Genomic DNA, 22,838 nt, shown 5'->3' on the forward strand with positions numbered 1-22,838 from the left:
CCCCCTCCGGGAGGACCTGGAGGATCAGACGACGTCGGCGAGGTAGCCGGTGTCGGCCGCCGGGTGGCGCGCGATCTGGCTCCAGGCGACGGCGAGCGCCTCCACGGCTCGGTCGGTGGTCTCCGGCGAGTAGCCGATCGGGATGCGCAGGAAGCGCTCGAAGGCGCCGTCGATCCCGAAGCGCGGACCGGCGGTGATCAGCAGGCCCGAGGTGCGGGCGGCGAGGGCGAGCTGCGAGCTGGCCGGGCGGCCCAGGCCGACCCAGGTGGAGAGCCCGCCGGAGACCCGCGGCACGCTCCACTCCGGGATCGCGCGGGCGAGCGCCGCCTCGAGGTGATCGCGGCCGGCGCGCAGCTGCTCGCGGCGCAGCTCCAGCACGCCGTCCATCCGGCCGAGCATGTCGGCGACCAGGAGCTGCTCGACGATCGGGCTGCCGAGGTCGCCGGCCGAGCGCGCGGCGACCAGCTTCCGGATGACGCTCCGCTCCGCGCGGATCCAGCCGATCCGGATGCCGCCCCAGAGCGTCTTGCCGACCGAGCCGATCGAGATCACGGTGCCCTCGGGTCCGTACGAGGCGAACGGCAGCGGCGACATCCGCCGGTCGATGTCGAGCTCGGCGGTCGTCTCGTCGGCGATGATCAGCGTGCCCTGGCGGGCCGCGGCGGCGATCGCCCGCTCGCGCAGGTCCACCGCCATCGACCGGCCGGTCGGGTTGTGGAAGTCGGGCATCAAGTAGGCGAGCGTCGGACTGGTGCCGCGGATCGCCGCGATCAGGCCCTCGCCGTCCCAGCCGTCGGCGCCGTCGACGTTGACCGGCACCAGCCGCGCGCCGGCGAGCCGCAGCGCTTCGTAGGCGTGCGGGTAGGTCGGCGCCTCGATCAGGGCGCGGTCGCCGCGGGCGAGCAGGGTGCGGGCGACGAGCGCGATCGCGTGCTGGGCGCCGATGGTCACCATGATCTGGCCGGGCTCCGTGCGGAGGCCGCGCCGGGTGTAGCGCTCGGCGATCGCGCGGCGCAGCAGCGGCAGGCCGACGGTGTCGTACGAGCCGTCCTCGAAGTACTCCGGCGCGAGGCGGGCGGCGCGCGCGTAGGCCTCGGCGAGCTCGGGCACCGCGGGCAGCGCCGCCTTGGTGAAGTCGACGAAGTCGGGGGCGAGGGTCGGCACGGCGTGCACCGCGGCGCCCGGGAGGCGGGTCGCGCTGCCGGAGCCGCGGACGCTGACCAGGTAGCCGCTCTCGCGCAGCTCGCGGTAGGCCGCCGCGACGGTCGTGCGGCTGACGCCGAGCCGCGCCGAGAGCTCGCGCTCGGCGGGCAGACGGCTGTCGGTCGGGATGCGGCCGTCGATGCTGAGCAGGCGGATCCGGTCGGCGAGCGCGAGGTACGCGGGCCGGGTGCCGCGCTGCTCGCGCCAGTCGCCGAGGAGGTTCTGCAGGGCGCGAACGCCGAAGTGGACATCAGCCATGCGTCCAAGATAGCCGGATTGGACCGCGCGGAGAAGGCCACTCCTGCGATGGGATGCTCGGCATGACGATCACCGCGCCCCTCGCCGTCCCCGCTCCCCCGGCGAGCCAGTGGCGGATCCGTCCGGTGCCACGGCTGCTGGTCGGGCTCGTGCTGTACGGCTTCGCCGACGCGATGATGATCCGCGCGTCGATCGGCGTGGACCCGTGGACCGTCTTCGCCCTCGGCGTCGCCCGCCAGACCGGACTGGGGATCGGACTGCTCACCAACGTGATCGGACTGCTCGTCCTGCTGCTGTGGATCCCGCTGCGGCAGCGGCCCGGCCTCGGCACGGTGCTGAACGTGCTGGTCGTCGGCACCACGATCGGCGTCGGGATCGAGCTGCTCGCCGTGCCCGCCGAGTGGTGGGGGAAGGCGCTGCTGTTCGCCGGCGGCCTGGTGCTGCTGGCTGTCGCGAGCGGGATCTACATCGGCGCCCGCCTCGGCGCCGGCCCGCGCGACGGGCTGATGACCGGACTGCACGCGCGCTTCGGCCTCCCGATCTGGGCGGCCCGCGGCGGCGTCGAGCTCACCGTGCTCCTGATCGGCTGGGCCCTCGGCGGCGACGTCGGCCTCGGCACCCTCGCCTTCGCCCTGCTCATCGGCCCGCTCTGCTCGGTGACCCTGCCGCTGCTGGGCGTCCGTCGGCACTGACGGCCACAGCATGCTGATCGAGTAGCCCGCTGCGCGGGCTACTCGACCGCATGCGGCTCCGGCTAGCGCTTCGCGCTCAGCTCGGCGCGGGTGCGCTCGGCCTCGTCCGAGTCCTGGATCGAGGCGATGCCCTCGGTGATCGAGGTGCCGGAGGCCGGGGCCTCGTGCTCGTCCGCGCCGAGCGTGGCCTCGTCGAAGGGGGCGCGGCCGCCGAGCACCTCGCGGACCTGGACCATGTCGATCTGCTTGGTCCAGGTGCCGACGAGCAGAGTGGCGACCGCGTTGCCGGTGAAGTTGGTGACCGCGCGGGCCTCCGACATGAAGCGGTCGATGCCGACGATGACGCCGACGCCGTTGACCAGGTCGGGACGGAAGGACTGCAGACCGCCGGCCAGGGTGGCGAGGCCGGCGCCGGTGACGCCCGCGGCGCCCTTGGAGGCGACCATCATGAAGAGCAGCAGCCCGATCTGCTCCGGGATCGACATCGGGGCGCCGGTCGCCGAGGCGATGAAGAGCGAGGCCATCGTGAGGTAGATCGCGGTGCCGTCGAGGTTGAACGAGTAGCCGGTCGGGACGGTGATGCCGACGACGGGCTTGGAGACGCCGAGGTGCTCCATCTTGGCGATCAGGCGGGGCAGAGCGGCCTCGGAGGAGGAAGTGCCGACGATGAGCAGGTACTCGCGGGCCAGGTACTTCATCAGCGAGAAGATGTTGACGCCGGTGACCAGGCGCAGCAGCAGGCCGAGGATGACGACCACGAAGATCGCGCAGGTGAGGTAGAAGCCGATCATGAGGGTGGCGAGGGCGACGACCGCGCCCCAGCCGGTCTTGCCGACGACCGCGGCGATCGCGCCGAACGCGCCGATCGGGGCGACCCAGAGCACCATCGAGAGGATGCGGAAGACCAGCACCTGCAGCTGCTTGATCGCGCCGAGGATCGGCTGGCCCTTGGCGCCCATCTTCTGCAGCGCGAAGCCGACCAGGAGGGCGACGAAGAGGGTCTGCAGGATGCTGCCGTCCACGAGCGAGGAGAACAGCGAGACCGGGATGATCCCGAGGATGAAGTCGCTGGTCGACTCCGCCTTGAGGTCGCTGGTGTCGTAGGTGGCGCTCGAGATGTCGAGGCCCTCGCCCGGGTGCAGGATGTTGCCGACGACCAGGCCGATGGCCAGCGCGAAGGTCGACATCACGATGAAGTAGCCGAGGGCGAGGCCGCCGACCTTGCCGACGGTCGCGGCCTTGGCGATCGAGCCGATGCCGATCACGATGGTGCAGAAGATGATCGGCGCGATCATCATCTTGATCAGTCCGACGAACGCCTTGCCGACGGGCTCGAGGGTCGCGGCGAACGCGGGGGCGACGAGGCCGACGATCACGCCGGCCACGACCGCGATGATCACGGCGATGTAGAGCCAGTGGTTGCGGTCGATCCGCCGGCGGGTCTTCACGGGGGTGAGGGAGGGGCTGAGCCGGTCGGGGCCGCCGGGCGTCTTCGCCATGCGCATGTCCTGTCTCTTCATCGAGCTGGGAGGGGGTACGACGATGCTCGACCCCGCAGGCCGCCCGCCGGAGGTTGCGTTCATACTGTTCACGAACGCGCACGGACGAGGAGGTCGGATGCCCGGAACGAGCCCCCGCGGCAGCATCGCCGCCCGGCTGTTCGCCGCCCAGCTAATCTGCATCCTCGTGATCGGCGCGATCGCGGTGCTGGTCCTCGCCTTCGACGCCCGCGGGCGCGCCGGCGACGACGCGGCCGCGCGGAGCCTGGTGGTCGCGCGCACCGTCGCCGACAACCCGTTCGTCCTCGACGCGGCGGAGGGCGCGGACCCGTCGGCCTCGCTCCAGCCCTACGCGGAGGAGATCATGGCCGACACCGGCGTCGACTTCCTCACGATCATGAACCCCGACCGCACCCGCTACACCCATCGCGACCGCGCCCAGATCGGCCTGCCGTTCATCGGCACCATCGCTCCGGCACTCGAGGGCCGCACCTTCACCGAGACCTACACCGGCACGCTCGGGCCCTCCGTGCGCGCCGTCGCGCCGATCGAGAGCGCCGACGGCACCGTCGTCGCGCTGGTCTCGGCCGGCGTGACCGTGAGCCGGGTGGACGCCTCCTTCCTCCCCCGCCTGCAGGTCGTGGCCGGCGGCGTGCTCGGCGCGGTGGCGCTCGGCGGCGTCGGCTCCTGGCTGCTCGCCCGCTACCTCCGCCGGGTCACGGGCGGCCGCGGTCCGGAGCAGATGAGCCAGGTCTTCGCCTACTACGAGTCGGTGCTGCACTCGGTGCGCGAGGGGCTCCTCCTCGTCGACGACCGCGGGCGGCTGGTGCTCGCCAACGACCACGCGCTCGAGCTGCTCGGGCTGGAGGGCGTGTCGATCCCGGTGCCCGTCGACGAGCTCGACCTCCCCGACGCCCTGCGCACGGTGCTGCTGGCCGATGAGCCGGTCGCCGACCGCCTGGTCGTGGCGCACGAGCGGATCCTCGTGGTCAACGAGCGGCCGGCCGCCTCCCCCGGCGCGCACCCGCTCGGCACGGTGACGACGCTCCGCGACCGCACCGAGCTGCAGCGGGTGTCGGGCGAGCTGGAGTCGATGCGCACCCTCTCGGACGCGCTGCGCTCGCAGACCCACGAGTTCTCGAACCGCCTGCACACCATCGCCTCGCTGATCGAGCTCGGCCGGGCGGAGGAGGCGCTCGCCTTCGCGGCCGGCGAGCTGAACCTCAGCCAGCGGCTCGCCGACCGGGTGCTCGGCTCGGTGCAGGAGCCGGTGATCGCCGCGCTGCTGCTCGGCAAGGCCGCGCAGGCCCGCGAGCGCGGGGTCGAGCTGCACCTCGAGACGCACCTCGAGCCGGGCGCCCAGGGCTTCGAACCGGGCGACCTGGTGACCGTGCTCGGCAACCTGATCGACAACGCGCTCGACGCGGCCGCCTCCTCCGCCGCCGACCGCGAGCCGTGGGTCGAGGTCTACCTCGGCCTCGCCGAGGACGCCGGTGCCGAGGGCGCCGAGCTGGTGCTGCAGGTCTCCGACAGCGGACCCGGCGTCGCCGAGGCGGCCGACGTCTTCGCCCGCGGCTACTCGACGAAGGAGTCGGACGCGTTCGGCCGCGGCATCGGCCTCGCGCTGGTGCAGCAGGTGGTGCAGCGGCTCGGCGGGAGCATCGAGGTGTCGCGGCACGTCGGCGCGGTGTTCACAGTGCAGCTGCCGCTGCGGACGCCGTCGAGGGCGCAGTCGTGACCGCGCTGATCCGCGTCCTCGTCGTCGAGGACGAGCCGCTCACCGCGAGCGCCCACGCCGACTACGTGCGGCGCGTCGCCGGCTTCGAGGTCGCGGCCGTGGCCGGCAGCGGAGCGGAGGCGATCCGCGCCCTGCGCGCCGACCCCGCGATCGCGCTGATCCTCCTCGACATGAACCTGCCCGACATGGGCGGGCTCGATCTCTGCCGGGCCGTCCGCGCGGCGGGCCTGGACGTCGACGTGATCGCGATCACCGCGGTGCGCGACGCGGCCGTGGTCCGCGCCAGCGTCGCCGCCGGGATCGTGCAGTACCTGATCAAGCCGTTCGTCTTCAGCGTCTTCGCGGCGAAGCTCGCCAGCTACCGCTCCTACCGCGAGCGGATGCACGGGGCCGACGTCGCCAGCCAGCACGAGGTCGACGGAGCCTTCGCGGCGCTGCGGACGTCCAACGCTCCGGGACTGGCGAAGGGACTCTCCGCCGAGACGCTCGACGCGGTGACCGCGCTGCTGGGCCCGGTCGGCCTCTCCGCGGGCGAGCTCGCGGCCCGGCTCGACGTCTCGCGGGTCACCGCGCGGCGCTACCTCGAGCACCTCGCCGACTCGGGAGTCGCCGAGCGCGCCCCGCGCTACGGCTCGCCGGGACGGCCGGAGCTGGAGTACCGCCGGGTCTGAGCGGCTACTGCGTGTACGACGAGAGGAAGTTCCCCAGCCGCTCGATCGCCTCCGAGATGACCCGCTCCTCCGGCAGCGTCACGATCCGCAGATGGTCGGGCGTCGGCCAGTTGAAGCCGGTGCCGGGCACCAGCAGGATGTGCTCCGCGAGCAGCAGGTCGTAGACGAGCCGACCGTCGTCGCGGATCTCGTGCACCTCGGGGTCGAGCCGCGGGAACGCGTAGAGCGCGCCCCTCGGCAGCTCGCAGGAGACGCCGGGGATGGCCTGCAGCCCGCTCCACGCGGCGTCGCGCTGGCGCCGCAGCCGCCCGCCCGGCGCGATCAGCGCCTCGATCGACTGCACGCCCGAGAGCGCCGCCTGCACCGCGTACTGCCCCGGCACGTTCGGGCAGAGCCGGGTCGACGCGAGCAGGGTGATCCCCTCGAGGAACCCCGCCGCGTGCTCGCGCGGCCCGGTGATCGCGAGCCAGCCGGAGCGGTAGCCGGCGACGCGGTAGGTCTTGGACAGCCCGTTGAAGGTGAGGCAGAGCTGGTCCGGCGCGAGCGACGCCAGCGGGATGTGCTGGGCGTCGTCGTAGAGGATCCGGTCGTAGATCTCGTCGGCGAGCAGCAGCAGCGAGTGCTCCTCGGCGAGCGCCACGATCCCCTCGAGCACCTCGCGGGTGTAGACGGCGCCGGTGGGGTTGTTCGGGTTGATGACGACGATGGCCTTGGTGCGCGTCGTGACCTTCGAGCGGATGTCCTCGAGGTCGGGCTGCCAGCCGTCGTCCTCCGCGCAGCGGTAGTGCACCGCGGTGCCGCCGGCGAGACTCGTCATCGCCGTCCAGAGCGGGTAGTCGGGCGCCGGGATCAGCACCTCGTCGCCGTCGTCGAGCAGCGCCTGGAGCGTCATCGTGATCAGCTCGGACACCCCGTTGCCGAGGAACACCCACTCGGGGTCCACCGGTGGGAAGCCGGGGACCTCCTCGTAGCGGTAGGTCACCGCGAGGCGGGCCGAGAGGATGCCCCGGCTGTCGCTGTAGCCGTGCGCGCTGGGCATCGCGGCGATCATGTCGCGGACGATCTGGTGCGGCGCCTCGAAGTCGAAGCCGGCCGGGTTGCCGGTGTTCAGCTTGAGGATGCGGTGACCCTCGCTCTCCAGCCGCGACGCCTCCACGAGCGCCTTGCCGCGGATCTCGTAGAGGACGTTGCGGAGCTTGGAGGACTGCTCGAGGGGGCGCGGCGGGGTCATCGGTCCAGTATTCACCGGCCGACGACCCCGAGCGCGGTCAGGCCCTCGTGGCGCGCACCGCCTCCGCGATCTCCTCCTCGATCAGGTCGTGGTTGATCGCCGCTGCGACGCGGAGGCCGTCGGCGGCGGCCGCCATCACCTGCGACATCGGCTCGACGAGCGAGCCGGCGGCGAACACCCGCGGCGCGGTGGTGCGGCCCATCGGGTCGACGGTGAGGTGCCGGGCGGCGCCGGAGGGGTGGTCGACGAGCTCGAGGCCGAGGCCGTCGGGCAGGTTGCCCTCGACGCGCGGGCCGACGACCAGCGCGTCGAGCTCGAGCCGGCGGCCGTCGACGACGACGCCGACCAGGCGGTCGTCCTCGACGAGGACCTCGGTGACGGCGCCGTCGATCAGCTCGATGCCGCGGGCGGCGAGCCCCTCGGCCTCCTCCGCTCCCGGCGCGAAGACGCCGTTCGTGAGGATCGACACCCGGTCGCTCAGCTGCCGGAACATCTGCGCCTGGTGGCCCGAGAAGCCGCTGCCGAGCACGGCGATCCGGCGCCCGCGCACCTCGAAGCCGTGGCAGTACGGGCAGTGCAGCACGTCGCGGCCCCAGCGCTCGGCGAGCCCGGGGATCTCGGGCAGCCGGTCGGTGGAGCCGCTGGCGAGAAGCAGGCGGCGGGCGCGCAGCACGGTGCCGTCGGCGAGGGTGGCCGTGACGCCGCCGTCGGCGACCGAGGCGCTGACGATCCGCCCCGGGACGACGCGTGCGCCGTAGCCCTCGGCCTCGATCCGGGCGAGGCGGGCGAGCTCGACGGGCGCGGTGCCGTCGCGGGTGAGCACGTTGTGGGCGCCGGGCGAGGGCGCGTTGCGGGGCGGCCCGCCGTCGACGACGAGCACGTCGCGGAGGCTGCGGCCGAGGGCGGTGGCGGCGGCGAGTCCGGCGAAGGAGGCACCGGCGACGAGGACGTCGGGGAGGTCTGAAGCGGTCATGTCCCGAGCATCCGGTGGCGGCCGCGGTCCGTCGAGGATCCGTGCCGTTCCGGCACGACCGCGCGGCCCGGGTGCCAGGATCGGGGCATGCCCGAGCACTCCGAGCACGACCCTCCTTCCGACGACGAGATCGTCGCCGCCGTCGGACCGCGGCTGAGGCGCCTCCGCCTCCGCCGCGACCGCACGATCGCCTCGCTCGCCGCCGAGACCGGCATCTCCGCGAGCACGCTCTCGCGGCTGGAGAGCGGCGGCCGGCGCGCGACGCTCGAGCTGCTGCTCCCGATCGCCCGCGCGCTCGGCACGCCGCTCGACGAGCTGGTCGGCGCCGCGCCCGAGGACCCGCGCGTGCACGGGCGGCCGTTCACCCGGCACGGGATGCGGATCCAGCCGCTCAGCCGCGACGCGGGCGCCCTGCAGGCCTTCAAGACCACGATCCCCGCCGGACCGATCCCCGCGCCGGAGCAGCAGCGCACGCACGAGGGCTTCGAGTGGCTCTACGTCCTCAGCGGGCGGCTCCGGCTGCGGCTCGGCGAGCACGACATCGTCCTGCCGGCGGGCGAGGCCGCGGAGTTCGACACCCGGGTGCCGCACTGGTTCGGCCGGGCCGACGAGCAGCAGGTCGAGTTCCTCAGCCTGTTCGGGCGCCAGGGCGAGCGGATGCACGTCCGCGCCTCGACGCGGCGCTGAGACGGCGGCACTGAGACGGCGGGGCGGCTCAGCTCTCGCCGAGCACCTCGCGGACGAAGCCGGTCGTCTTCACGCGCAGCGTCGCGATCCGCTCGGCCTTCGCCGCCTCGACGTCGAAGCCGACGTAGGCGACCGAGGGCCGGGTGCGGACGTTCGCCGAGCACTGGAAGTCCGCGCAGACCAGCGTGCCGAGGGTGTCGCCCGCGCGCCCGGCCGGGCCGGCCTTCTTCGCGCCGAAGAAGACCACGTCGTTGGGCAGGCGGATGTCGCGGCACCAGGAGCACTGCGCCCGCGAGCGCGGGTTCGCGTCGGCCTGGCGGAGCAGGACGCCGACGAGCCGGTCCTCGAGCGGCACGACGACATAGGCGCGGCGACCGATCTTCCTGTCGCGCCAGCCGAGATGGTCGAACGACTCCCAGTCGAGGTCGTCGAAGCCGGCGGGGAGCGAGAGATCCGCGACCTCCTTGCGGGAGGCGTTCACGAAGGAGTCGCGGATCTGCTGGTCGGTGAGGGCGCGCATGTCCTCTCCAGCCTAATCAGCCGAGCGGGCCGGCCGGGGGGGGTCAGCCCAGGTGCGCGACGGCCTCCCGCGGCGCCTGCGCGAGGAACTGCTCCTTCTTGATCCGGATCATCGTGAACGCGATGACCGCGGCGAGCACCAGCCCGACGGCCGCCGCGACGAACACTGCGGAGTAGCCGTCGACGAAGGCGACCGGCGAGGACTGCTCCCCCGCGACTCCGGCGTAGATCGTGGTGAAGACGGAGAGGCCGATCGAGCCGCCGATCTGCATCGCGGCGTTGGCGGTCGCGCCGGCGGCACCGGCGTCGTGGCCGGCGATCCCGGTCAGCGCCACGTTCTGCACCGGCACGAAGATCATCGCCATGCCGACGCCGAGCAGGATCAGGCCGGGCAGCACCTGCACGAGGTAGGAGCCGTCCGCGGTGATGCGGCTGAGGGAGAGCAGGCCGGCGGCCGCGATCAGCGGGCCGACGATCATCAGCAGGCGCGGGCCGACGGTCGGCAGCAGCTTGGTGGCGATGCCCGCGACGATCATGATCGTGACGGTCATCGGCAGGTTCGCGAGGCCCGCCTCGAGCGGCGCGAGGCCGAGCACGAGCTGCAGGTGCAGGGTGAGGTAGAGGGTCGAGCCGATCATGACGCTGCCGACGATCGCCTGGATCAGGAACGCGCCGCCGCGGATCCGGTCGGTGACGATGCGCAGGGGCAGCAGGGGGTGGTCGGAGCGCGCCTGGATGCGGACGAAGACCGCGAGCAGCAGGACGCCGGCGATCAGGAAGCCGAGAGTGTCGACGCGGAGCCAGCCCTGCTCGGCGAGCGTGAAGCCGTAGACGAGGCTCGCGAGGCCGAGCGCGACGGTGATCGTGCCGGCGATGTCGAAGCGGTTGCGGCCCTCGGCGCGGCTCTCGGTCACCAGCAGCGCGCCGGCGACGACGCCGACCAGCACGACGGGGACGTTGACCAGGAGGCACCAGCGCCAGTCGGCGAACTCGGTGAGCAGACCGCCGAGGACGAGGCCGACCGCGGCGCCCGCTCCGGCGACCGCGCCGAAGACGGCGAAGGCCGTGTTGCGCTCGCGCCCGCCGGGGAAGGACACGGTGAGCAGCGCGAGGGCGGCGGGGGCGAGCAGTGCGGCGAAGGCGCCCTGCAGACCGCGGGCGGCGATCAGCTCGGTGCCGGAGGAGGCGACGCCGCCCCAGGCGGAGGCCGCGCCGAAGCCGACCATGCCGATCAGGTAGGTGCGCTTGCGGCCGGTGTAGTCGGCGATGCGGCCGCCGAGCAGGAGGAGCGCGCCGAAGGCGAGCGCGTAGGCGGTGACGACCCACTGGCGCTCGACGTCGGTGAGGCCGAGGTCGGCCTGCGCGGCGGGGAGGGCGATGGTGACGATCGTGCCGTCGAGGACGACGACGAGCTGGGTCATCGCGAGGATCACGAGGACCCACCAGCGGCGGGAGGAGGAGGGCGCGGGCATTGCTGAGCCTTTCGAAGCGGAGGGAGCGGGACCGGCGGGTCCGGATCCGAGCCGCGGCAGTGAGGCTAGACCACCCCAACTGGTTGGTTGGGCATCGACGAGTGTACAGTTCGAGCGCCGAGGAGGTAAGCGTGGCTGCAGAAGATCTCGAGACGGATGCGGTGATGCCCGCCCGCGAGCGCATCCTCCGCGCCGCGACCGCCGAGTTCGCCGAGCACGGCTTCGCCGGCGCCCGCGTCGACCGGGTCGCCGCGGCGGCCGGCCTCAACAAGGAGCGGCTCTACGCCTACTACGGCGGCAAGCGCGGACTGTTCGTCTCGACCGTGGTCGGGGCGCTCGAGGCCCTCGACGCGACGCTGCTCGCCGAGGCGGCCGACCTGCCGGATCTCGCCGGCCGGATGTTCGACCACGTCTGGGACCGCCCCGAGTTCCTCCGCCTGCTCACCTGGGCGCGGCTCGAGGGCGGCGGAGTCTGGGAGGAGGCGGGCGAGCGGCTCGGCAGCCGCCCCGCGCCGGAGGCGCGTGTGCTCGAGTGGCAGCGGGCGGGGATCGTCGACGCGAGCTGGTCGGCGGAGGACCTCTTCATCGCCCTGCTCGGGCTCTGCGAGATCTGGCACCTGACGCCGTTCGCCCAGCGCGGGGGCGACGGCACTCGCGAGCGCCGCCGCGCCTTCGTCGTGCACGTGGCGACGCTGGTGGGATCGCCCGCCGCCGGGCCGACGGCCGTCAGCCCGCCGTCGTGAGCCGCTCGAGGTAGCCGGCGAAGGCGAGCAGGTCGGCCTCGGGCCAGCTGCTCAGCGCCTCCTGCATCCGCTGGCGCTGCTGCCCGCCCAGGTCGCCCATCCGCTCGCGGCCGACGGCGGTCAGCGTGAGGAAGCGGGCGCGGCCGTCGGCCGGATCGGCGGCGGTCTCCACCAGCTCCAGCGCGCAGAGCTGGCGGATCTGACGGCTGATCACACTGCGGTCGACGCCGAGGCGCTCGGCCGCGACGCTGGAGTGCACGGGACCGCAGCGCTCCAGCATCCGCAGCAGCCGCAGCCCGAACGGCGGCAGCCCGGGGTCGATGCTCGCCGCCGCGTCGCGGACGGCCGTCCGGACCTGCACGGCGAGCGCGGTGATCTGCTCCTCGACCTGGAGCAGCGCGCTAGCCGGTGCGAGGGTCGGGACGGCCGGTGCGGCGGTCATCAGGGGCGCTCGGCCACGTCGATAGCGCCGGTGGTGGCGGGGCTGCCGGTGGTGGTCGCGGCGTGCCGGGCGTGGGCGACGGGAGCGGCGTGGCGGCCGTGCACCTCGTCCTCGGCGTGCACGGCGTCGTCGCTCCGGGTGGTCTGCCCGACCGGGCGCAGGCCCGCCTGGCCGTCGGAGGCCGCGATCAGCGCGTCCTCCGCACCGGCGACGACGCCCGAGGGCTCCGTCTTGCGCTGCACGGCGTTCATCGTGCCCAGCGGCGCGTTCGGCAGCAGCAGGACCGCGATCAGCGTGATGACCGCGAGCGGGATGCTGTAGAGGAAGACGTCGCCGACGCCGATGCCGTAGGCGCTCTCGACCACGACGCGCACGGCGTCCGGGAGCGTGTTGACCTGCGGGATCGTGCCGCTGCCGAGCGCCTGGGCGGCGATCGCCTGGTCGGCCGGCGCGAGTCCGGCGATGCCGGTCTTGATGTGGTCGGCGATCACCGTGCCGAGCATCGAGCCCAGCACCGAGACGCCCACCGTGCCGCCGAGGCTGCGGAAGAAGGTGACCGCGCTGGTCGCGACGCCGAGGTTCTTGATGTCGATCGAGTTCTGCACGACGAGCACCAGGTTCTGCATCAGCATGCCCAGGCCCGCGCCGAGGATCGCCATGAAGACGCCCACCAGCACGAGGTTCGTGTCGTAGCGCAGGGTGCTGAGGAGGAAGGTGCCGACGACCGCGAGCACGCCGCCCGAGACCATGATCGCCTTCCACTTGCCGGTGCGCGAGATGATCCCGCCGAAGATGGTGGACGCGATCAGCAGGCCCGCCATCATCGGGATCGTCAGCAGACCCGACTGGGTCGGCGTGGCGCCGCGCGAGAGCTGCATGTACTGCGCGAGGAACACCGCGACGCCGAACATCGAGACGCCGACCGAGATGCTCGCCACGACGGCGAGGCTGAAGGTGCGGTTCTTGAACATCCCCATCGGGATGATCGGCTCGGCGACCGTGAGCTCGGTGATCACCGCGGCGACCAGCAGCACGACGGAGCCGCCGACCATGACCGCGGTCTCCCAGGAGGCCCAGTCGAAGTTCTTGCCGGCCAGCGAGACCCAGATCAGCAGCAGCGAGACGCCGCCCGCGATGAGGACCGCACCGAGGTAGTCGATCTTGACCGTGCGCTTGGGGTGCGCGGGGAGGCGCAGCGTCACCTGGAGCAGGATGATCGCGACGATCGCGACCGGCAGCGCGATGAAGAAGTTCCAGCGCCAGCCGAACGCGTCGGTGACGACGCCGCCGAGCAGCGGGCCGCCGACCGTGCCGATCGCCATCACGCCGCCGAAGAGACCGGCGTACTTGCCGCGCTCCCGGGGGCTGATGATGTCGGCCATGATGATCTGGCTCAGCGCCGCGAGGCCGCCGGCCCCGAGGCCCTGGAAGACGCGGAACACGATCAGCATGTTCGTGTCCTGCGAGAAGCCGGCCGCGGCCGATCCGATCACGAACAGCGCGAGCGCGAGCTGGATGAGCAGCTTGCGGTTGAAGAGATCGGCGAACTTGCCCCAGAGCGGGGTGGAGACGGTGGTCGCGAGGAGCGTCGCGGTGACGACCCAGGTGTAGGCGTTCTGGTCGCCCTTGAGGTCCGAGATGATCAGCGGCAGCGAGGTCGACACGACCGTGCCCGCGAGGATCGAGACGAACATGCCCAGCAGCAGTCCGCTGAGGGATTCGAGCACCTGGCGGTGCGACATGGCCCCGTCGGGGCCGGTGGGGGTGGTGCGCTCTTCTCGAGTGCGCGTGCGCTCTGCGCGGGACATACGGCTCCTTGTTCACGATGCGGCACCGGTGGCGATGCGGCGGTACTAGTTGACGGCGGTCAACTATTGACCGAGTGCAACTATATAGCCGAGCGAGGTGTTTCCGCCAGTGGTGATCCGCATCCCTCCGCGGGGCGGTCAGCGGGCGATGCCGCGCCGGCGCAGCAGCACTGCCGCCGTCACGACCGCGGCCGCGAGCGCGACGAGGACCGCGACGCCCAGCGGCGAGCCGGCCGCGGCGCCGATCACCGCCCAGAGCACGGCGAAGCCGACGGTCGCGTAGATCAGCGCCCAGGCCGCGCAACCCGGCAGCATCGCGAGCAGATAGACGCCGAACCGCATCCGGGCCGCTCCGGCCGCCGCGTTGATCATGGTCTGGAGTCCGACGGTGAGGAAGCTCACGGTGACCGCGGGCGCCCCGTAGCGGGCGAGCAGTGCCGACGCGCGCTTCAGAGCCGGCGACTCCAGCCACCGCCCCCACCGGCGCGAGGCCGCCCCGGTGACGACCGCCCGCGCGAGCCAGTACGTCGCCTGCGCCCGCAGCAGCACGATCACGAACAGCGCCGCGAGCAGCTCCACGAACCCCAGCTCGTCCAGGAAGGCGGGCATGCGGCGCCTCCCTTTCCTCGCTCGGTAGAAGGCAAGGCTACCCTTCCCTCCCCCGCGCCTCCTGCTGATCGAGTAGCGCGCAGCGCGTCTCGAGACACCCGCCCTCAGGCGCGGACCCGCCGTGATCGCGCGGGTGCCCGACCGGCTCCGACCCCGCCCCTAGGCTCGACGCATGGACAACATCGATCGGAAGATCCTCGATCTGCTGCGCCAGAACGCCCGCGCGGGCTACGGCGACATCGGCGGTGTCGTGGGGCTGTCCGCGTCCGCCGTGAAGCGCCGCGTCGACCGGCTCGTGGCCGACGGCGTCATCCGCGGCTTCACGATCAAGGTCGACCCGGCGGTCGACGGCATGGCGACGGAGGCCTACGTCGAGCTGTTCTGCCGCGGCACCGTCGCCCCCGACGAGCTGCGCCGCATTCTCTCGGCCGTCCCCGAGGTCGTCGACGCCGGCACGGTCACCGGCTCGGCCGACGCCATCGTGCACATCCGCTCGCGCGACATCCCGAGCCTCGAGCTCGCCCTCGAGAAGGTCCGCATCGCGCCGAACGTCGACCACACCCGCTCCGCGATCGTGCTCTCCCGCCTGATCCAGCGCGGCGAGGCGTAGCGGGATCGCTCCCGCTCAGTGCGAGCGTCCGGCAACCACGTCGGCGAGGCTCGCGAGCGGTGACGTCGTCGCCCGGCCCCGCGCCTCCGCCGCGTCGGCCAGGCCGTAGGCGCGGTAGAGCGAGGTGACCGCGAGCCAGCGCAGCGGCTCCGGCTCCCACGGGCGCACCCGGTGGCCGACCCACGGCAGCTCGGTGAGCGGCGTGCTCTCGCCGAGCACCAGATCGCGGAGGGTGCGGCCGGCCAGGTTCGTCGCCGTGACCCCGGTGCCGACGAAGCCGCCCGCCCAGCCGAGGCCGGTGGCTCGGTCGAGTCCGACGGTCGCGTGCCAGTCGCGCGGGACGCCGAGCACGCCGGACCACACGTGCTCGATGCCGACGCCCCGCAGCACCGGGAAGAACCGCTCGAGGATCTCGCGCAGCCGGCCGACCGTCCGCGGATCGGTCGCCCCGTCGCGGTCGATCCGGGAGCCGAAGCGGTAGGGCACGCCCCGCCCGCCGATCGCGATCCGGTCGTCAGCCGTGCGCTGCGCGTACATGTAGGCGTGCGCCGCGTCGCCGAGCGTCTCGCGGCCCGCCCAGCCGATCTCGTCCCAGACCTCCGGAGCGAGCCGCTCGGTCGCGATCAGCGACGAGTTCATCGGCAGCCACTCCCGGTGGTGCCCGGCGAGCGCGGCGGTGAAGCCCTCGGTCGCGCGCAGCACGATCGGCGCGCGGACGACGCCGCGGGCCGTGACGGCCGCACCGGGCCGGATCTCGTCGACCCGGGTGTCCTCGAAGATCCGCACGCCGAGCGCCTCGACCGTGCGGGCGAGTCCGTCGGCGAGCTTGGCCGGGTGCAGGCGCGCGCAGTGCGGATGCCAGAGGCCGGCCGAGGCGCCGTCGACCGCGATCCGGGCCGCGGTCTCCCGCGCATCGAGCAGCTCGACATCGGTGTGCGCCCGGGCGCGGGCCGCCGCCGCGGCGGCCAGGAGGCGGGCCCGCTGCGCCTCGCCGCGCGCCACCTGGAACTCGCCGCCCTTGACGATGTCCGCGTCGATCCCCTCGGCCGCGGCGACCGCGATCACCTCGTCGACCGTCTGATTCATCGCGAGCTGGAAGCGGTCGACCGCCTCGGCCCCGTGCGTCCGGGCGTAGGAGGCGACGCCTCCGGTGATCTCGTTCGTCAGCCAGCCGCCGTTGCGGCCCGAGGCGCCGAAGCCGGCGAAGCGCTGCTCGAGGATCGCGATCCGCAGCGACGGGTCGGTCTTCGCGAGCGAGTACGCGGTCCACAGCCCGGTGTAGCCGGCGCCGACGATGCAGACGTCGACGTCGAGCGGGCCGGGAAGCGCCGGACGGGGCGTGGAACGACCGAGGGAGGCCCACCAGAACGACACGTCGCCGTTGATCACAGTGGGGCTCCCTCGGTCGGCTCGGGGCTCTCGGCGGATCAGAGTCCCGCGGACGGGAACGTCTGCATCATCTCCGAGAACAGCGTGGCGGTCCAGCCGATCGCGATGATGAAGGACACCGCCACGACGCCGAGGAAGATCCACAGCGGGAGCAGGCCGCCGCCGGTCACGCGCTTCACGACGACGCTGCGCCCGATCACGTAGACGTAGGGAGCGGCGAGGAACGCCCAGGCCCAGTGGAACGGGCGCTGCACGCCGGCCTTCTTCAGCTGGCGGTAGTCGAGGAACGCGAAGACGACCTCGGCGGCGTAGATCAGGAAGCCGACGACCTGCACGGCGCCGAGGCCGACGAGGTAGGCGGTCGACATGCCCATCGTGGCGCGCGGACCGTAGGTCGACGAGACGGCCGAGGCGGCGATCGCGTCCGGCGGGAGCAGGAAGATCGACAGCGCGGACAGCAGCGGCAGGAGCACGACGACCCAGATCCACGGGGTGCTGGTGACGATGCTCGGGTCGCGCGGCTGCGGCGCGGGGCGGCCGGCGGAGGCGGGCTGCTGGCCGTACTGCTGGCCGTACTGCTGCGGGTACTGCTGGCTGTACTCCTGCTGCGGCTGCTGGCTGTACTTCGGCTGTCCGCTGTACGGGGGCTGCTGAGCGTACGGCTGCTGCGACGTCTGCTCGCCGTACCGCGGCTGCTGCGGGATCTCGCGCTCGGGAGCGGACTGCCCGGACGCGGACTGGCCGTAGCTCGTGGCCTGGCCGCTCGAGGTCTCGCCGTAGGCGGGGCCGGAGACGGGCGGCACGATCGGCGGCTGCGGCGCCGCGGGAGGCTGCGGGGTGCTCTGCGCGGCGGGAGCGGTCGGGGCGGCAGGAGCCTGTGGGGCCGCGCTCTGCGGGGCGTCGCGCAGCGAGTCGGTCCAGCCCTGGCCGTCCCACCAGCGCTGTCGCGGCGAGCCGGCGGGGTCCGGGTACCAGCCCGCGCGCGGACCCGAGGACGTGCCCCGCTCCTGCTCGCCGTTCCGGTCGTCGCCGCCGTGCTCGTTGCCGGCCTGGTCGTCCGTCATCGCGTCCTCCGCTCCCCTTCGGGCGCTCTGCCCGCCATCGGAGTCGAGCGTATCGCCGCGATCCCCGGTCGCACCTGGGCGCGGCCTTGCCGCGACCTCTCCTCCGCCTGAGCGGACGCCGTGCACGGGCCTCCGCCAGGATGGACGCATGCCGCACACCCTCCGCGCCCGCGCCCTGCTCTTCGACATGGACGGCACCCTCGTCGACTCGACCGCGGTGGTGGAGACGATCTGGCGCTCCTTCGCCGAGCGCTTCGGACTCGACGCGAGCCTGGTCCTCGGCGCCGTGCACGGGGTCCGTGCGGAGGACAGCGTGCGCCGCTTCGCCCCCGCGGGCAGCGACGTGGCGGGGATCGTCGGCGAGCTGAACGCCTACGAGCTCGAGCACACGGAGGGCACCGTCGAGATCCCGGGCGCCGTCGACTTCCTGGCGGCGATCCCCCGCGACCGCGTGGCGCTGGTCACCTCCGCGAGTCCGGCGCTGGCCGCCGGTCGCCTCGCTGCCGCGGGCGTCCCCTCCCCCGCTGCCGTCGTCACCGCCGACGACGTCGTGCACGGCAAGCCCGCGCCCGACGGCTATCTCGCGGCCGCCGGGCTCCTCGGCGTCGACCCGGCCGACGCGGTCGTCTTCGAGGACGCGGAGGCCGGGATCCTCGCGGGCCTCGCCGCCGGCATGCGCGTCGTCGTCGTCGGAGCGCACGAGTCCGAGACCACCCGCGGGCTGCCGCGCATCCCGCACTACTCCGACGCGAGCGTCGACGTCGACGGCGACGAGCTCGTGCTGACTCTGCCCTGAGCCGCGCCCTCAGTACCGGATCGCGTCGATCACCTTCACCCGGACCGCGACGATCGCCGGCACGAGCCCGGCGAGCGCGCCGACCAGCGTCGCCGCGCCGAGCCCGAGCAGCGCCGCCTCGACCGGGAACGGCGGGATGTCGCTGATCCCGTTCTCCTCGACGAAGGCGACGGTCCACGGGTTCGTCACCAGGATCACCGCGATCGTCACGCCGACCACGCCCGCGACGACCGTCGCCACGACGCTCTCCATCATGATCGAGAAGAAGATCCGCCCCGAGGAGGCGCCGAAGCTGCGCCGGATGCCGATCTCGCGGATCCGCTGCCGCACGGTGACGAGCGCGATGTTGAGCAGCCCGAGCGCACCGAGCGCCAGCACGAGCCCGGCGACACCGCCGATCACCCAGGTGAGCACCGCGAAGGGGTCGGAGTCGTAGCTCAGGTAGTCCTGCCGGTAGACGTCGGCCTCGAAGCCCGGGCCGAGCGCCGCCGTCACGTCGCGCTTGACGGCCTCGATCAGCGGGTCCGCGATCTCGAGCGGCACCCACATCTCGTAGTTCGGCAGCTGCGGGCCGCCGAACGCGGGGTCCGCCTCGGGCGCGACGGCCGAGTAGGCGTCGACGAGCATCATCGCGCTCGGAGTCGTGTCGTACTGGTTGGACGGCGTCACCCCGATCACGACGGCAGTGGTGTCGTGCTCCCCGCCGAGGAGCGTCGCCGTCGGGTGGGTGCGCAGATCCGGGCGCCCGAGGCGCTCCCAGAAGACCTCGTTGATCACGAGCGCGGGAGCGAGACGGCGCTCGTCGCCCTCGGCGAACCAGGTGCCGCTCGCCAGCTCCACCCGGTGCATCTCGGCGTAGGGCTGGTCGACGGCGGTGATCCCGACGTCGACGGCGCCGTCCGCGAACTGCACGCGGGTGCCGCCGTAGGTCGTGCGGCTCGCGTAGTCGATGCGGTAGCGCTCGAGCACCTTCTCCCACGCGGCCTGCATCACGACGGGGTCGACGACGCCCTCGGGGCCGGTCGTGTACGCGCTGAGGAAGAGGCTGGCGGGTCGGCCGCTGCTGCGCTCCGACACCTCGATGTTCGCCTGGCGCGCGATCCCGCCCGCGGCGACGACGCCGGTGAGGGCCGCGACGGCCACCGCCACGCCGATCAGCGAGAGCAGCACGCGGCCGCGGTGGATGCGCAGCTCGGTCCACGCCTCGACGATGGCGCCGACGACGCCGGTGAGGCCGCCCATCAGTGCCGCCCCGAGCTCGTCGCGGGGGCGGCGGTCGCGGACGTCGAGGCGCTGAGCCTGCCGTGGTCGAGCCGGTAGTGCCGCTCGGCCCTGGCCGCGATGGCCGGGTCGTGGGTGATCGTGACCAGGGCCGAGCCGGACTCCTGGGCGATCTCGTCGAGCAGGCTCATCACGCTCTCCCCCGTGTCGGTGTCGAGCGCGCCGGTCGGCTCGTCGGCGAGGATCAGCCGCGGGCGGCGCACCAGGGCGCGCGCGATCGCGATCCGCTGCTGCTCGCCGCCGGACATCCGGCCGGGCATCGAGTCGACCCGGTGCCCGAGCCCGACCCGCTCCAGCATCTCGGCGGCCAGCGCCGCGCGGCGCCAGAACTCGCTGCCGGTGGCGTAGAGCAGCGGCGTCATCACGTTCTCGCGGGCCGTCCGGCCCTCGAGCAGATTGAACTGCTGGAAGATGAAGCCGATGCTGCCGCCGCGGATCCGCGCCCGGGCCCGAGAGGAGAGCGTCTCGGTCGGCTTCCCCTCGAGCAGCATGCGCCCCTCGGTCGGCTCGTCGATCAGGCCGAGGATGTTGAGGAGCGTCGACTTGCCGGAGCCGCTGCGCCCGACGACCGAGACGTGATCGCCCTCGCCGACCTCGAGATCGACGCCGTCGAGGATGGTCAGCGGAGGCGCGTCGGGCAGCGGGACGACCTTGCGGATCCCCTCGAGCCGCAGGATCGTGCGCTTCCCGTCCGTCACGAGTCCGTCCGTCACGAGCAGTAGACCGAGCCGTCGGCGTTCTGCACGCAGTTCCCCTCGAGCTGCTCGCCCTCGCCCGCGGCCGCGCCGGGGACGAACTGCAGCAGCTCGGCGCCCTCGTCGACGCCTCCGGTGACCTCGATGCTGACGCCGTCGGTGAGACCGAGGGTCACGGGGACCTCCTCGGTCGAGCCGTCCTCGGCGAGGCGGTAGACGACGCCCGACTCGGCGGTGCCCTCGACCGCCGTGGTCGGCACGACGAGCACGTTCTCGGCGAGGCCGCCCGCGAGGGTGACAGTGGCGGCGAGGCCGGGGAACACGGTCACCTCGCCGGGGACCTGGCAGCGGAAGCTGGTGCCGGAGCCGCCGGTCGCGCCCGTGCCGCCGGTCTCGCCCGTCGGCGTCTCGCCCTCGCCCGCGAGCGGCGTGGTGATGGTGAGCCCGGTGCAGGTGAAGGCGGCCGGGCCGCCGGTGACGGCGATCTGCGCCTCGGTCGGCCGGTTCTGGATCCGGTACAGCTGCTCGGCGTCGATCGAGCCGGTGACGGCGTAGGTCGGCGGGGCGACCTGGCCGGTGACCTCGCCGACCGCGACGGCCTGGTCGTGGATGACGCCGAGGGCGCTGAGCACGCCGGCCGCCGGGGCGTAGACGCGCTCGAAGCGGACCGAGGGCGGCGGCTGGGTGACGGTGACGAGGCCGTCGGGGCCGGTGGTCTCGACCGGCTCGCGCACGGTCTCGACGCGGATGTCGTAGATCAGGTCGCCCGAGGCGACGGTGGCGCCCTGGGTGATGTACACGTCGTCGACGGTGCCGACGGCGGTCGCCTTGACGGGCACGGCCGGGTCGGCGGCGACGGTGCCCTGCAGGGTGAGGTCATTGGTGACGGTGCCCCGGCCGACGACGACGGTCGGCTCCGTCAGCTCACCCGTGGGAACGGTCGGATCGGCCTCGGCGGACCCGTCCGGGAAGAAGGCGATCTTCACCAGCGCGACCGCGACCGCGCCGATCACCACCAGCCACAGGATCGGGAACACCCATCGTCGAACCGCACCCATGTCTGTCCCCCGACTCCGGCGCTCGTGCGCCCGCGGCACTCCCCCGTGGCGCACCGCTCGGCAGCCTATCGAGCAGTCGCCGGGCCGCGCGTCAGCCGCTGTGACTACTCCGGGGGCGAGTCTCGATACGCCCCGCCGTCCTGCTGATCGAGGAGCCCGCGCAGCGGGCGTATCGAGATCCGCCGGTGTCAGCCGCCGAGCTTCGCCACCACCGTGGCGACGCGGCGGGCGCGCGTCTCGGCGGCCTTGGCGCCCTCGACGGCGGTGACGTGGGCCTTCCGCGCGCTCGGCGAGAGCGCGTCGAAGGCGGCGGTGGCCCCGGCCGCGTCGAGGGCGGCGGCGAGGTCCTCCGGGACGGCGACGGTGCGCGGTGCGGTGTCGAGCTCGAGGTCGACCTCGATCGGGTCGCCGCCGGCGAGGCCCGTCGCGGCGCGCTTGTCGGACGAGAAGGAGATCAGCGCGCGGCCGCCCATCGCGCCGACCGTGCCCCGGAACGCGTAGCCGCTGACGACGACGCTCACCGCCGGCCGCTTGCCGCCGCCGAGGGCGTCGAGCACCTCGGGCGGCACCTCGATGCCGGTGTTGTTCCCGATCTGAAGGAGCGTCGTCGCGTAGCGCACGGGTCGAGGATGGCACGCGGCGGTTCCGCCCACCAGAGGCTCAGCAGTCGCGGTCGGCGGGGTCGTCGCGATCGGGCCGGGCGGGATCGCCGAGGGCCGAGCGGACGGCGTCGACGGTCATCCGGCCCTCCGGATCGAGGCGCGTCAGCATCCGCGTCATGATGTCCGCGAGCTGCGGGATCTGCTCGGCGTCGAGCGGGTCGATCACGTCGGCGAGCACCGTGGCGACGTGGCCGGGCGCCGTGTCGACGATCTTCTGCAGGCCGGCGTCGGTGAGGACGGCGTTGGTCGCGCGCCCGTCGGTCGGGCACGGCCGGCGCTCGAGGTAGCCGCGGGCGGCCAGCCGGGTGACGACGTGCGAGAGCCGCGGGAGGGTCGCGTTCGTGCGGGCGGCCAGCGTCGTCATCCGCAGCGCGCGCTCGGGCGCCTCGGAGAGCATCGCGAGGGTCATGTACTCGAAGTGGGTCAGGCCCGCGTCGCGCTGCAGCTGCGTGTCGAGCGCGCCGGGCAGCAGCTCGACCACCGCGACGAACCGCAGCCACGCGGAGAGCTGCTCCTGCGTGAGCCAGCGCGTGCCGTCAGCACCCGCTGCTTCCACTCCCCCGGCGTCCATCCCCCCAGCCTAGCCCTTTGTTGCCGCGACAAGTAAGCAAGCGAGCAGGACCTTGCGACGTCCCGCCTCCGAATCGGCGCCCACTCACGAGGCGATCCGCGGATTCGCGTGCCAGCGACTCCACGAAGCCGCACGCACCCCGCTCTGCGGAACGCGCCCACTCCGCG

At 73.3% G+C, this 22,838-nt stretch carries 23 protein-coding genes; 7 read left to right on the top strand and 16 right to left on the bottom strand.

The annotated features are described in order from the left end of the window. Positions 1-24: 24 nt before the first annotated feature. Positions 25-1,461, bottom strand: a complete 1,437-nt coding sequence (locus HRK28_RS06045) for a PLP-dependent aminotransferase family protein (protein ID WP_160087359.1) — start codon at positions 1,459-1,461, stop codon at positions 25-27. Positions 1,462-1,523: 62 nt separating this feature from the next. Here HRK28_RS06045 and HRK28_RS06050 point away from each other — a divergent pair, with 62 nt between their 5' ends. Next, positions 1,524-2,153: a YitT family protein gene (locus tag HRK28_RS06050; RefSeq protein ID WP_217274405.1), complete on the top strand. Its 630-nt coding sequence runs from the start codon at positions 1,524-1,526 to the stop codon at positions 2,151-2,153. Positions 2,154-2,215: 62 nt separating this feature from the next. Here HRK28_RS06050 and HRK28_RS06055 read toward each other — a convergent pair whose 3' ends face one another. Further along, complete coding sequence (locus HRK28_RS06055) at positions 2,216-3,652, bottom strand: cation:dicarboxylase symporter family transporter (RefSeq protein ID WP_173250706.1); 1,437 nt, start codon at positions 3,650-3,652, stop codon at positions 2,216-2,218. Between the two features lie 118 nt (positions 3,653-3,770). Here HRK28_RS06055 and HRK28_RS06060 point away from each other — a divergent pair, with 118 nt between their 5' ends. Together HRK28_RS06060 and HRK28_RS06065 are read left to right on the top strand one after the other, a co-directional pair. Then, positions 3,771-5,390 (top strand): sensor histidine kinase, encoded by a 1,620-nt coding sequence (locus HRK28_RS06060; protein ID WP_173250707.1) that lies wholly within the window; start codon positions 3,771-3,773, stop codon positions 5,388-5,390. 5 nt (positions 5,391-5,395) lie between these two features. Further along, positions 5,396-6,061: a response regulator gene (locus HRK28_RS06065; RefSeq protein WP_160091219.1), complete on the top strand. Its 666-nt coding sequence runs from the start codon at positions 5,396-5,398 to the stop codon at positions 6,059-6,061. Between the two features lie 4 nt (positions 6,062-6,065). Here the strand turns inward: HRK28_RS06065 and HRK28_RS06070 are convergent, their stop codons facing one another. Together HRK28_RS06070 and HRK28_RS06075 are read right to left on the bottom strand one after the other, a co-directional pair. Continuing rightward, the gene (locus tag HRK28_RS06070) at positions 6,066-7,292 is read right to left on the bottom strand and encodes a pyridoxal phosphate-dependent aminotransferase (RefSeq protein ID WP_173250708.1); all 1,227 of its coding nucleotides are present in this window, start codon (positions 7,290-7,292) and stop codon (positions 6,066-6,068) included. 37 nt (positions 7,293-7,329) lie between these two features. Then, on the bottom strand, positions 7,330-8,265 hold the full coding sequence (locus HRK28_RS06075) for an NAD(P)/FAD-dependent oxidoreductase (RefSeq protein ID WP_173250709.1): 936 nt from the start codon (positions 8,263-8,265) through the stop codon (positions 7,330-7,332). Positions 8,266-8,352: 87 nt separating this feature from the next. Between HRK28_RS06075 and HRK28_RS06080 the strand changes: the two genes are divergently transcribed. Beyond that, the gene (locus tag HRK28_RS06080; protein ID WP_160087349.1) at positions 8,353-8,952 is read left to right on the top strand and encodes a helix-turn-helix domain-containing protein; all 600 of its coding nucleotides are present in this window, start codon (positions 8,353-8,355) and stop codon (positions 8,950-8,952) included. A 28-nt stretch (positions 8,953-8,980) separates the two neighbouring features. Here the strand turns inward: HRK28_RS06080 and HRK28_RS06085 are convergent, their stop codons facing one another. After that, positions 8,981-9,472, bottom strand: coding sequence for an FBP domain-containing protein (locus HRK28_RS06085; protein WP_160087347.1), 492 nt, complete (start codon positions 9,470-9,472; stop codon positions 8,981-8,983). A gap of 43 nt (positions 9,473-9,515) precedes the next feature. Next, entirely contained in the window at positions 9,516-10,943 is a 1,428-nt protein-coding gene (locus tag HRK28_RS06090; protein ID WP_173250710.1) for an MFS transporter, read from the bottom strand. 131 nt (positions 10,944-11,074) lie between these two features. Between HRK28_RS06090 and HRK28_RS06095 the strand changes: the two genes are divergently transcribed. Beyond that, the gene (locus HRK28_RS06095; RefSeq protein ID WP_160087345.1) at positions 11,075-11,686 is read left to right on the top strand and encodes a TetR family transcriptional regulator; all 612 of its coding nucleotides are present in this window, start codon (positions 11,075-11,077) and stop codon (positions 11,684-11,686) included. Here the strand turns inward: HRK28_RS06095 and HRK28_RS06100 are convergent. The 3 genes from HRK28_RS06100 to HRK28_RS06110 form a co-directional block, all read right to left on the bottom strand. Beyond that, positions 11,670-12,128, bottom strand: a complete 459-nt coding sequence (locus HRK28_RS06100; protein ID WP_160087344.1) for a MarR family winged helix-turn-helix transcriptional regulator — start codon at positions 12,126-12,128, stop codon at positions 11,670-11,672. The genes HRK28_RS06095 and HRK28_RS06100 overlap by 17 nt on opposite strands. After that, positions 12,128-13,870 (bottom strand): MDR family MFS transporter, encoded by a 1,743-nt coding sequence (locus HRK28_RS06105; protein ID WP_173251002.1) that lies wholly within the window; start codon positions 13,868-13,870, stop codon positions 12,128-12,130. The genes HRK28_RS06100 and HRK28_RS06105 overlap by 1 nt, the downstream gene beginning before the upstream one ends. 204 nt (positions 13,871-14,074) lie before the next feature. Next, positions 14,075-14,545 carry a DedA family protein gene (locus HRK28_RS06110; RefSeq protein WP_173250711.1) on the bottom strand — a complete coding sequence of 157 codons (471 nt, stop codon included), beginning with the start codon at positions 14,543-14,545 and terminating at the stop codon, positions 14,075-14,077. A 172-nt stretch (positions 14,546-14,717) separates the two neighbouring features. On the opposite strand from HRK28_RS06110, the gene HRK28_RS06115 reads away from it, so the two are divergent. After that, complete coding sequence (locus tag HRK28_RS06115) at positions 14,718-15,155, top strand: Lrp/AsnC family transcriptional regulator (protein WP_055786568.1); 438 nt, start codon at positions 14,718-14,720, stop codon at positions 15,153-15,155. Positions 15,156-15,170: 15 nt separating this feature from the next. Here HRK28_RS06115 and HRK28_RS06120 read toward each other — a convergent pair whose 3' ends face one another. Beyond that, positions 15,171-16,544, bottom strand: coding sequence for an FAD-binding oxidoreductase (locus HRK28_RS06120; RefSeq protein WP_173250712.1), 1,374 nt, complete (start codon positions 16,542-16,544; stop codon positions 15,171-15,173). 38 nt (positions 16,545-16,582) lie between these two features. Continuing rightward, entirely contained in the window at positions 16,583-17,608 is a 1,026-nt protein-coding gene (locus HRK28_RS20460) for a DUF2510 domain-containing protein (RefSeq protein WP_173250713.1), read from the bottom strand. A gap of 148 nt (positions 17,609-17,756) precedes the next feature. On the opposite strand from HRK28_RS20460, the gene HRK28_RS06130 reads away from it, so the two are divergent. After that, positions 17,757-18,404: an HAD-IA family hydrolase gene (locus HRK28_RS06130; protein ID WP_160087340.1), complete on the top strand. Its 648-nt coding sequence runs from the start codon at positions 17,757-17,759 to the stop codon at positions 18,402-18,404. A gap of 9 nt (positions 18,405-18,413) precedes the next feature. Here the strand turns inward: HRK28_RS06130 and HRK28_RS06135 are convergent, their stop codons facing one another. The 5 genes from HRK28_RS06135 to HRK28_RS06155 all read right to left on the bottom strand — a co-directional run bounded on the left by HRK28_RS06135 (position 18,414) and on the right by HRK28_RS06155 (position 22,671). Next, positions 18,414-19,646, bottom strand: coding sequence for an ABC transporter permease (locus HRK28_RS06135; protein ID WP_160087339.1), 1,233 nt, complete (start codon positions 19,644-19,646; stop codon positions 18,414-18,416). Next, the gene (locus HRK28_RS06140; RefSeq protein WP_367948347.1) at positions 19,646-20,398 is read right to left on the bottom strand and encodes an ABC transporter ATP-binding protein; all 753 of its coding nucleotides are present in this window, start codon (positions 20,396-20,398) and stop codon (positions 19,646-19,648) included. The genes HRK28_RS06135 and HRK28_RS06140 overlap by 1 nt, the downstream gene beginning before the upstream one ends. Continuing rightward, positions 20,395-21,417: an efflux RND transporter periplasmic adaptor subunit gene (locus HRK28_RS06145; RefSeq protein WP_160087337.1), complete on the bottom strand. Its 1,023-nt coding sequence runs from the start codon at positions 21,415-21,417 to the stop codon at positions 20,395-20,397. The genes HRK28_RS06140 and HRK28_RS06145 overlap by 4 nt, the downstream gene beginning before the upstream one ends. Before the next feature lie 209 nt (positions 21,418-21,626). Continuing rightward, positions 21,627-22,058 (bottom strand): YdeI/OmpD-associated family protein, encoded by a 432-nt coding sequence (locus HRK28_RS06150; RefSeq protein ID WP_173250715.1) that lies wholly within the window; start codon positions 22,056-22,058, stop codon positions 21,627-21,629. A gap of 40 nt (positions 22,059-22,098) precedes the next feature. Beyond that, positions 22,099-22,671 (bottom strand): MarR family winged helix-turn-helix transcriptional regulator, encoded by a 573-nt coding sequence (locus tag HRK28_RS06155; protein WP_160087334.1) that lies wholly within the window; start codon positions 22,669-22,671, stop codon positions 22,099-22,101. Positions 22,672-22,838: the final 167 nt, after the last annotated feature.

The organism is Rathayibacter sp. VKM Ac-2835, from assembly GCF_013266705.1.
In the GTDB taxonomy this organism is placed as follows: domain Bacteria; phylum Actinomycetota; class Actinomycetes; order Actinomycetales; family Microbacteriaceae; genus Rathayibacter.

Excerpts from the sequence above, each read along its gene's own strand:
- HRK28_RS06045 (WP_160087359.1), bottom strand. The coding sequence starts at position 1,461 with ATGGCTGATGTCCACTTCGGCGTTCGCGCCCTGCAGAACCTCCTCGGC.
- HRK28_RS06050 (WP_217274405.1), top strand. The coding sequence starts at position 1,524 with ATGACGATCACCGCGCCCCTCGCCGTCCCCGCTCCCCCGGCGAGCCAG.
- HRK28_RS06055 (WP_173250706.1), bottom strand. The coding sequence starts at position 3,652 with ATGGCGAAGACGCCCGGCGGCCCCGACCGGCTCAGCCCCTCCCTCACC.
- HRK28_RS06060 (WP_173250707.1), top strand. The coding sequence starts at position 3,771 with ATGCCCGGAACGAGCCCCCGCGGCAGCATCGCCGCCCGGCTGTTCGCC.
- HRK28_RS06070 (WP_173250708.1), bottom strand. The coding sequence starts at position 7,292 with ATGACCCCGCCGCGCCCCCTCGAGCAGTCCTCCAAGCTCCGCAACGTC.
- HRK28_RS06075 (WP_173250709.1), bottom strand. The coding sequence starts at position 8,265 with ATGACCGCTTCAGACCTCCCCGACGTCCTCGTCGCCGGTGCCTCCTTC.
- HRK28_RS06080 (WP_160087349.1), top strand. The coding sequence starts at position 8,353 with ATGCCCGAGCACTCCGAGCACGACCCTCCTTCCGACGACGAGATCGTC.
- HRK28_RS06085 (WP_160087347.1), bottom strand. The coding sequence starts at position 9,472 with ATGCGCGCCCTCACCGACCAGCAGATCCGCGACTCCTTCGTGAACGCC.
- HRK28_RS06090 (WP_173250710.1), bottom strand. The coding sequence starts at position 10,943 with ATGCCCGCGCCCTCCTCCTCCCGCCGCTGGTGGGTCCTCGTGATCCTC.
- HRK28_RS06100 (WP_160087344.1), bottom strand. The coding sequence starts at position 12,128 with ATGACCGCCGCACCGGCCGTCCCGACCCTCGCACCGGCTAGCGCGCTG.
- HRK28_RS06105 (WP_173251002.1), bottom strand. The coding sequence starts at position 13,870 with ATGTCGCACCGCCAGGTGCTCGAATCCCTCAGCGGACTGCTGCTGGGC.
- HRK28_RS06110 (WP_173250711.1), bottom strand. The coding sequence starts at position 14,545 with ATGCCCGCCTTCCTGGACGAGCTGGGGTTCGTGGAGCTGCTCGCGGCG.
- HRK28_RS06115 (WP_055786568.1), top strand. The coding sequence starts at position 14,718 with ATGGACAACATCGATCGGAAGATCCTCGATCTGCTGCGCCAGAACGCC.
- HRK28_RS20460 (WP_173250713.1), bottom strand. The coding sequence starts at position 17,608 with ATGACGGACGACCAGGCCGGCAACGAGCACGGCGGCGACGACCGGAAC.
- HRK28_RS06130 (WP_160087340.1), top strand. The coding sequence starts at position 17,757 with ATGCCGCACACCCTCCGCGCCCGCGCCCTGCTCTTCGACATGGACGGC.
- HRK28_RS06135 (WP_160087339.1), bottom strand. The coding sequence starts at position 19,646 with ATGGGCGGCCTCACCGGCGTCGTCGGCGCCATCGTCGAGGCGTGGACC.
- HRK28_RS06155 (WP_160087334.1), bottom strand. The coding sequence starts at position 22,671 with ATGGACGCCGGGGGAGTGGAAGCAGCGGGTGCTGACGGCACGCGCTGG.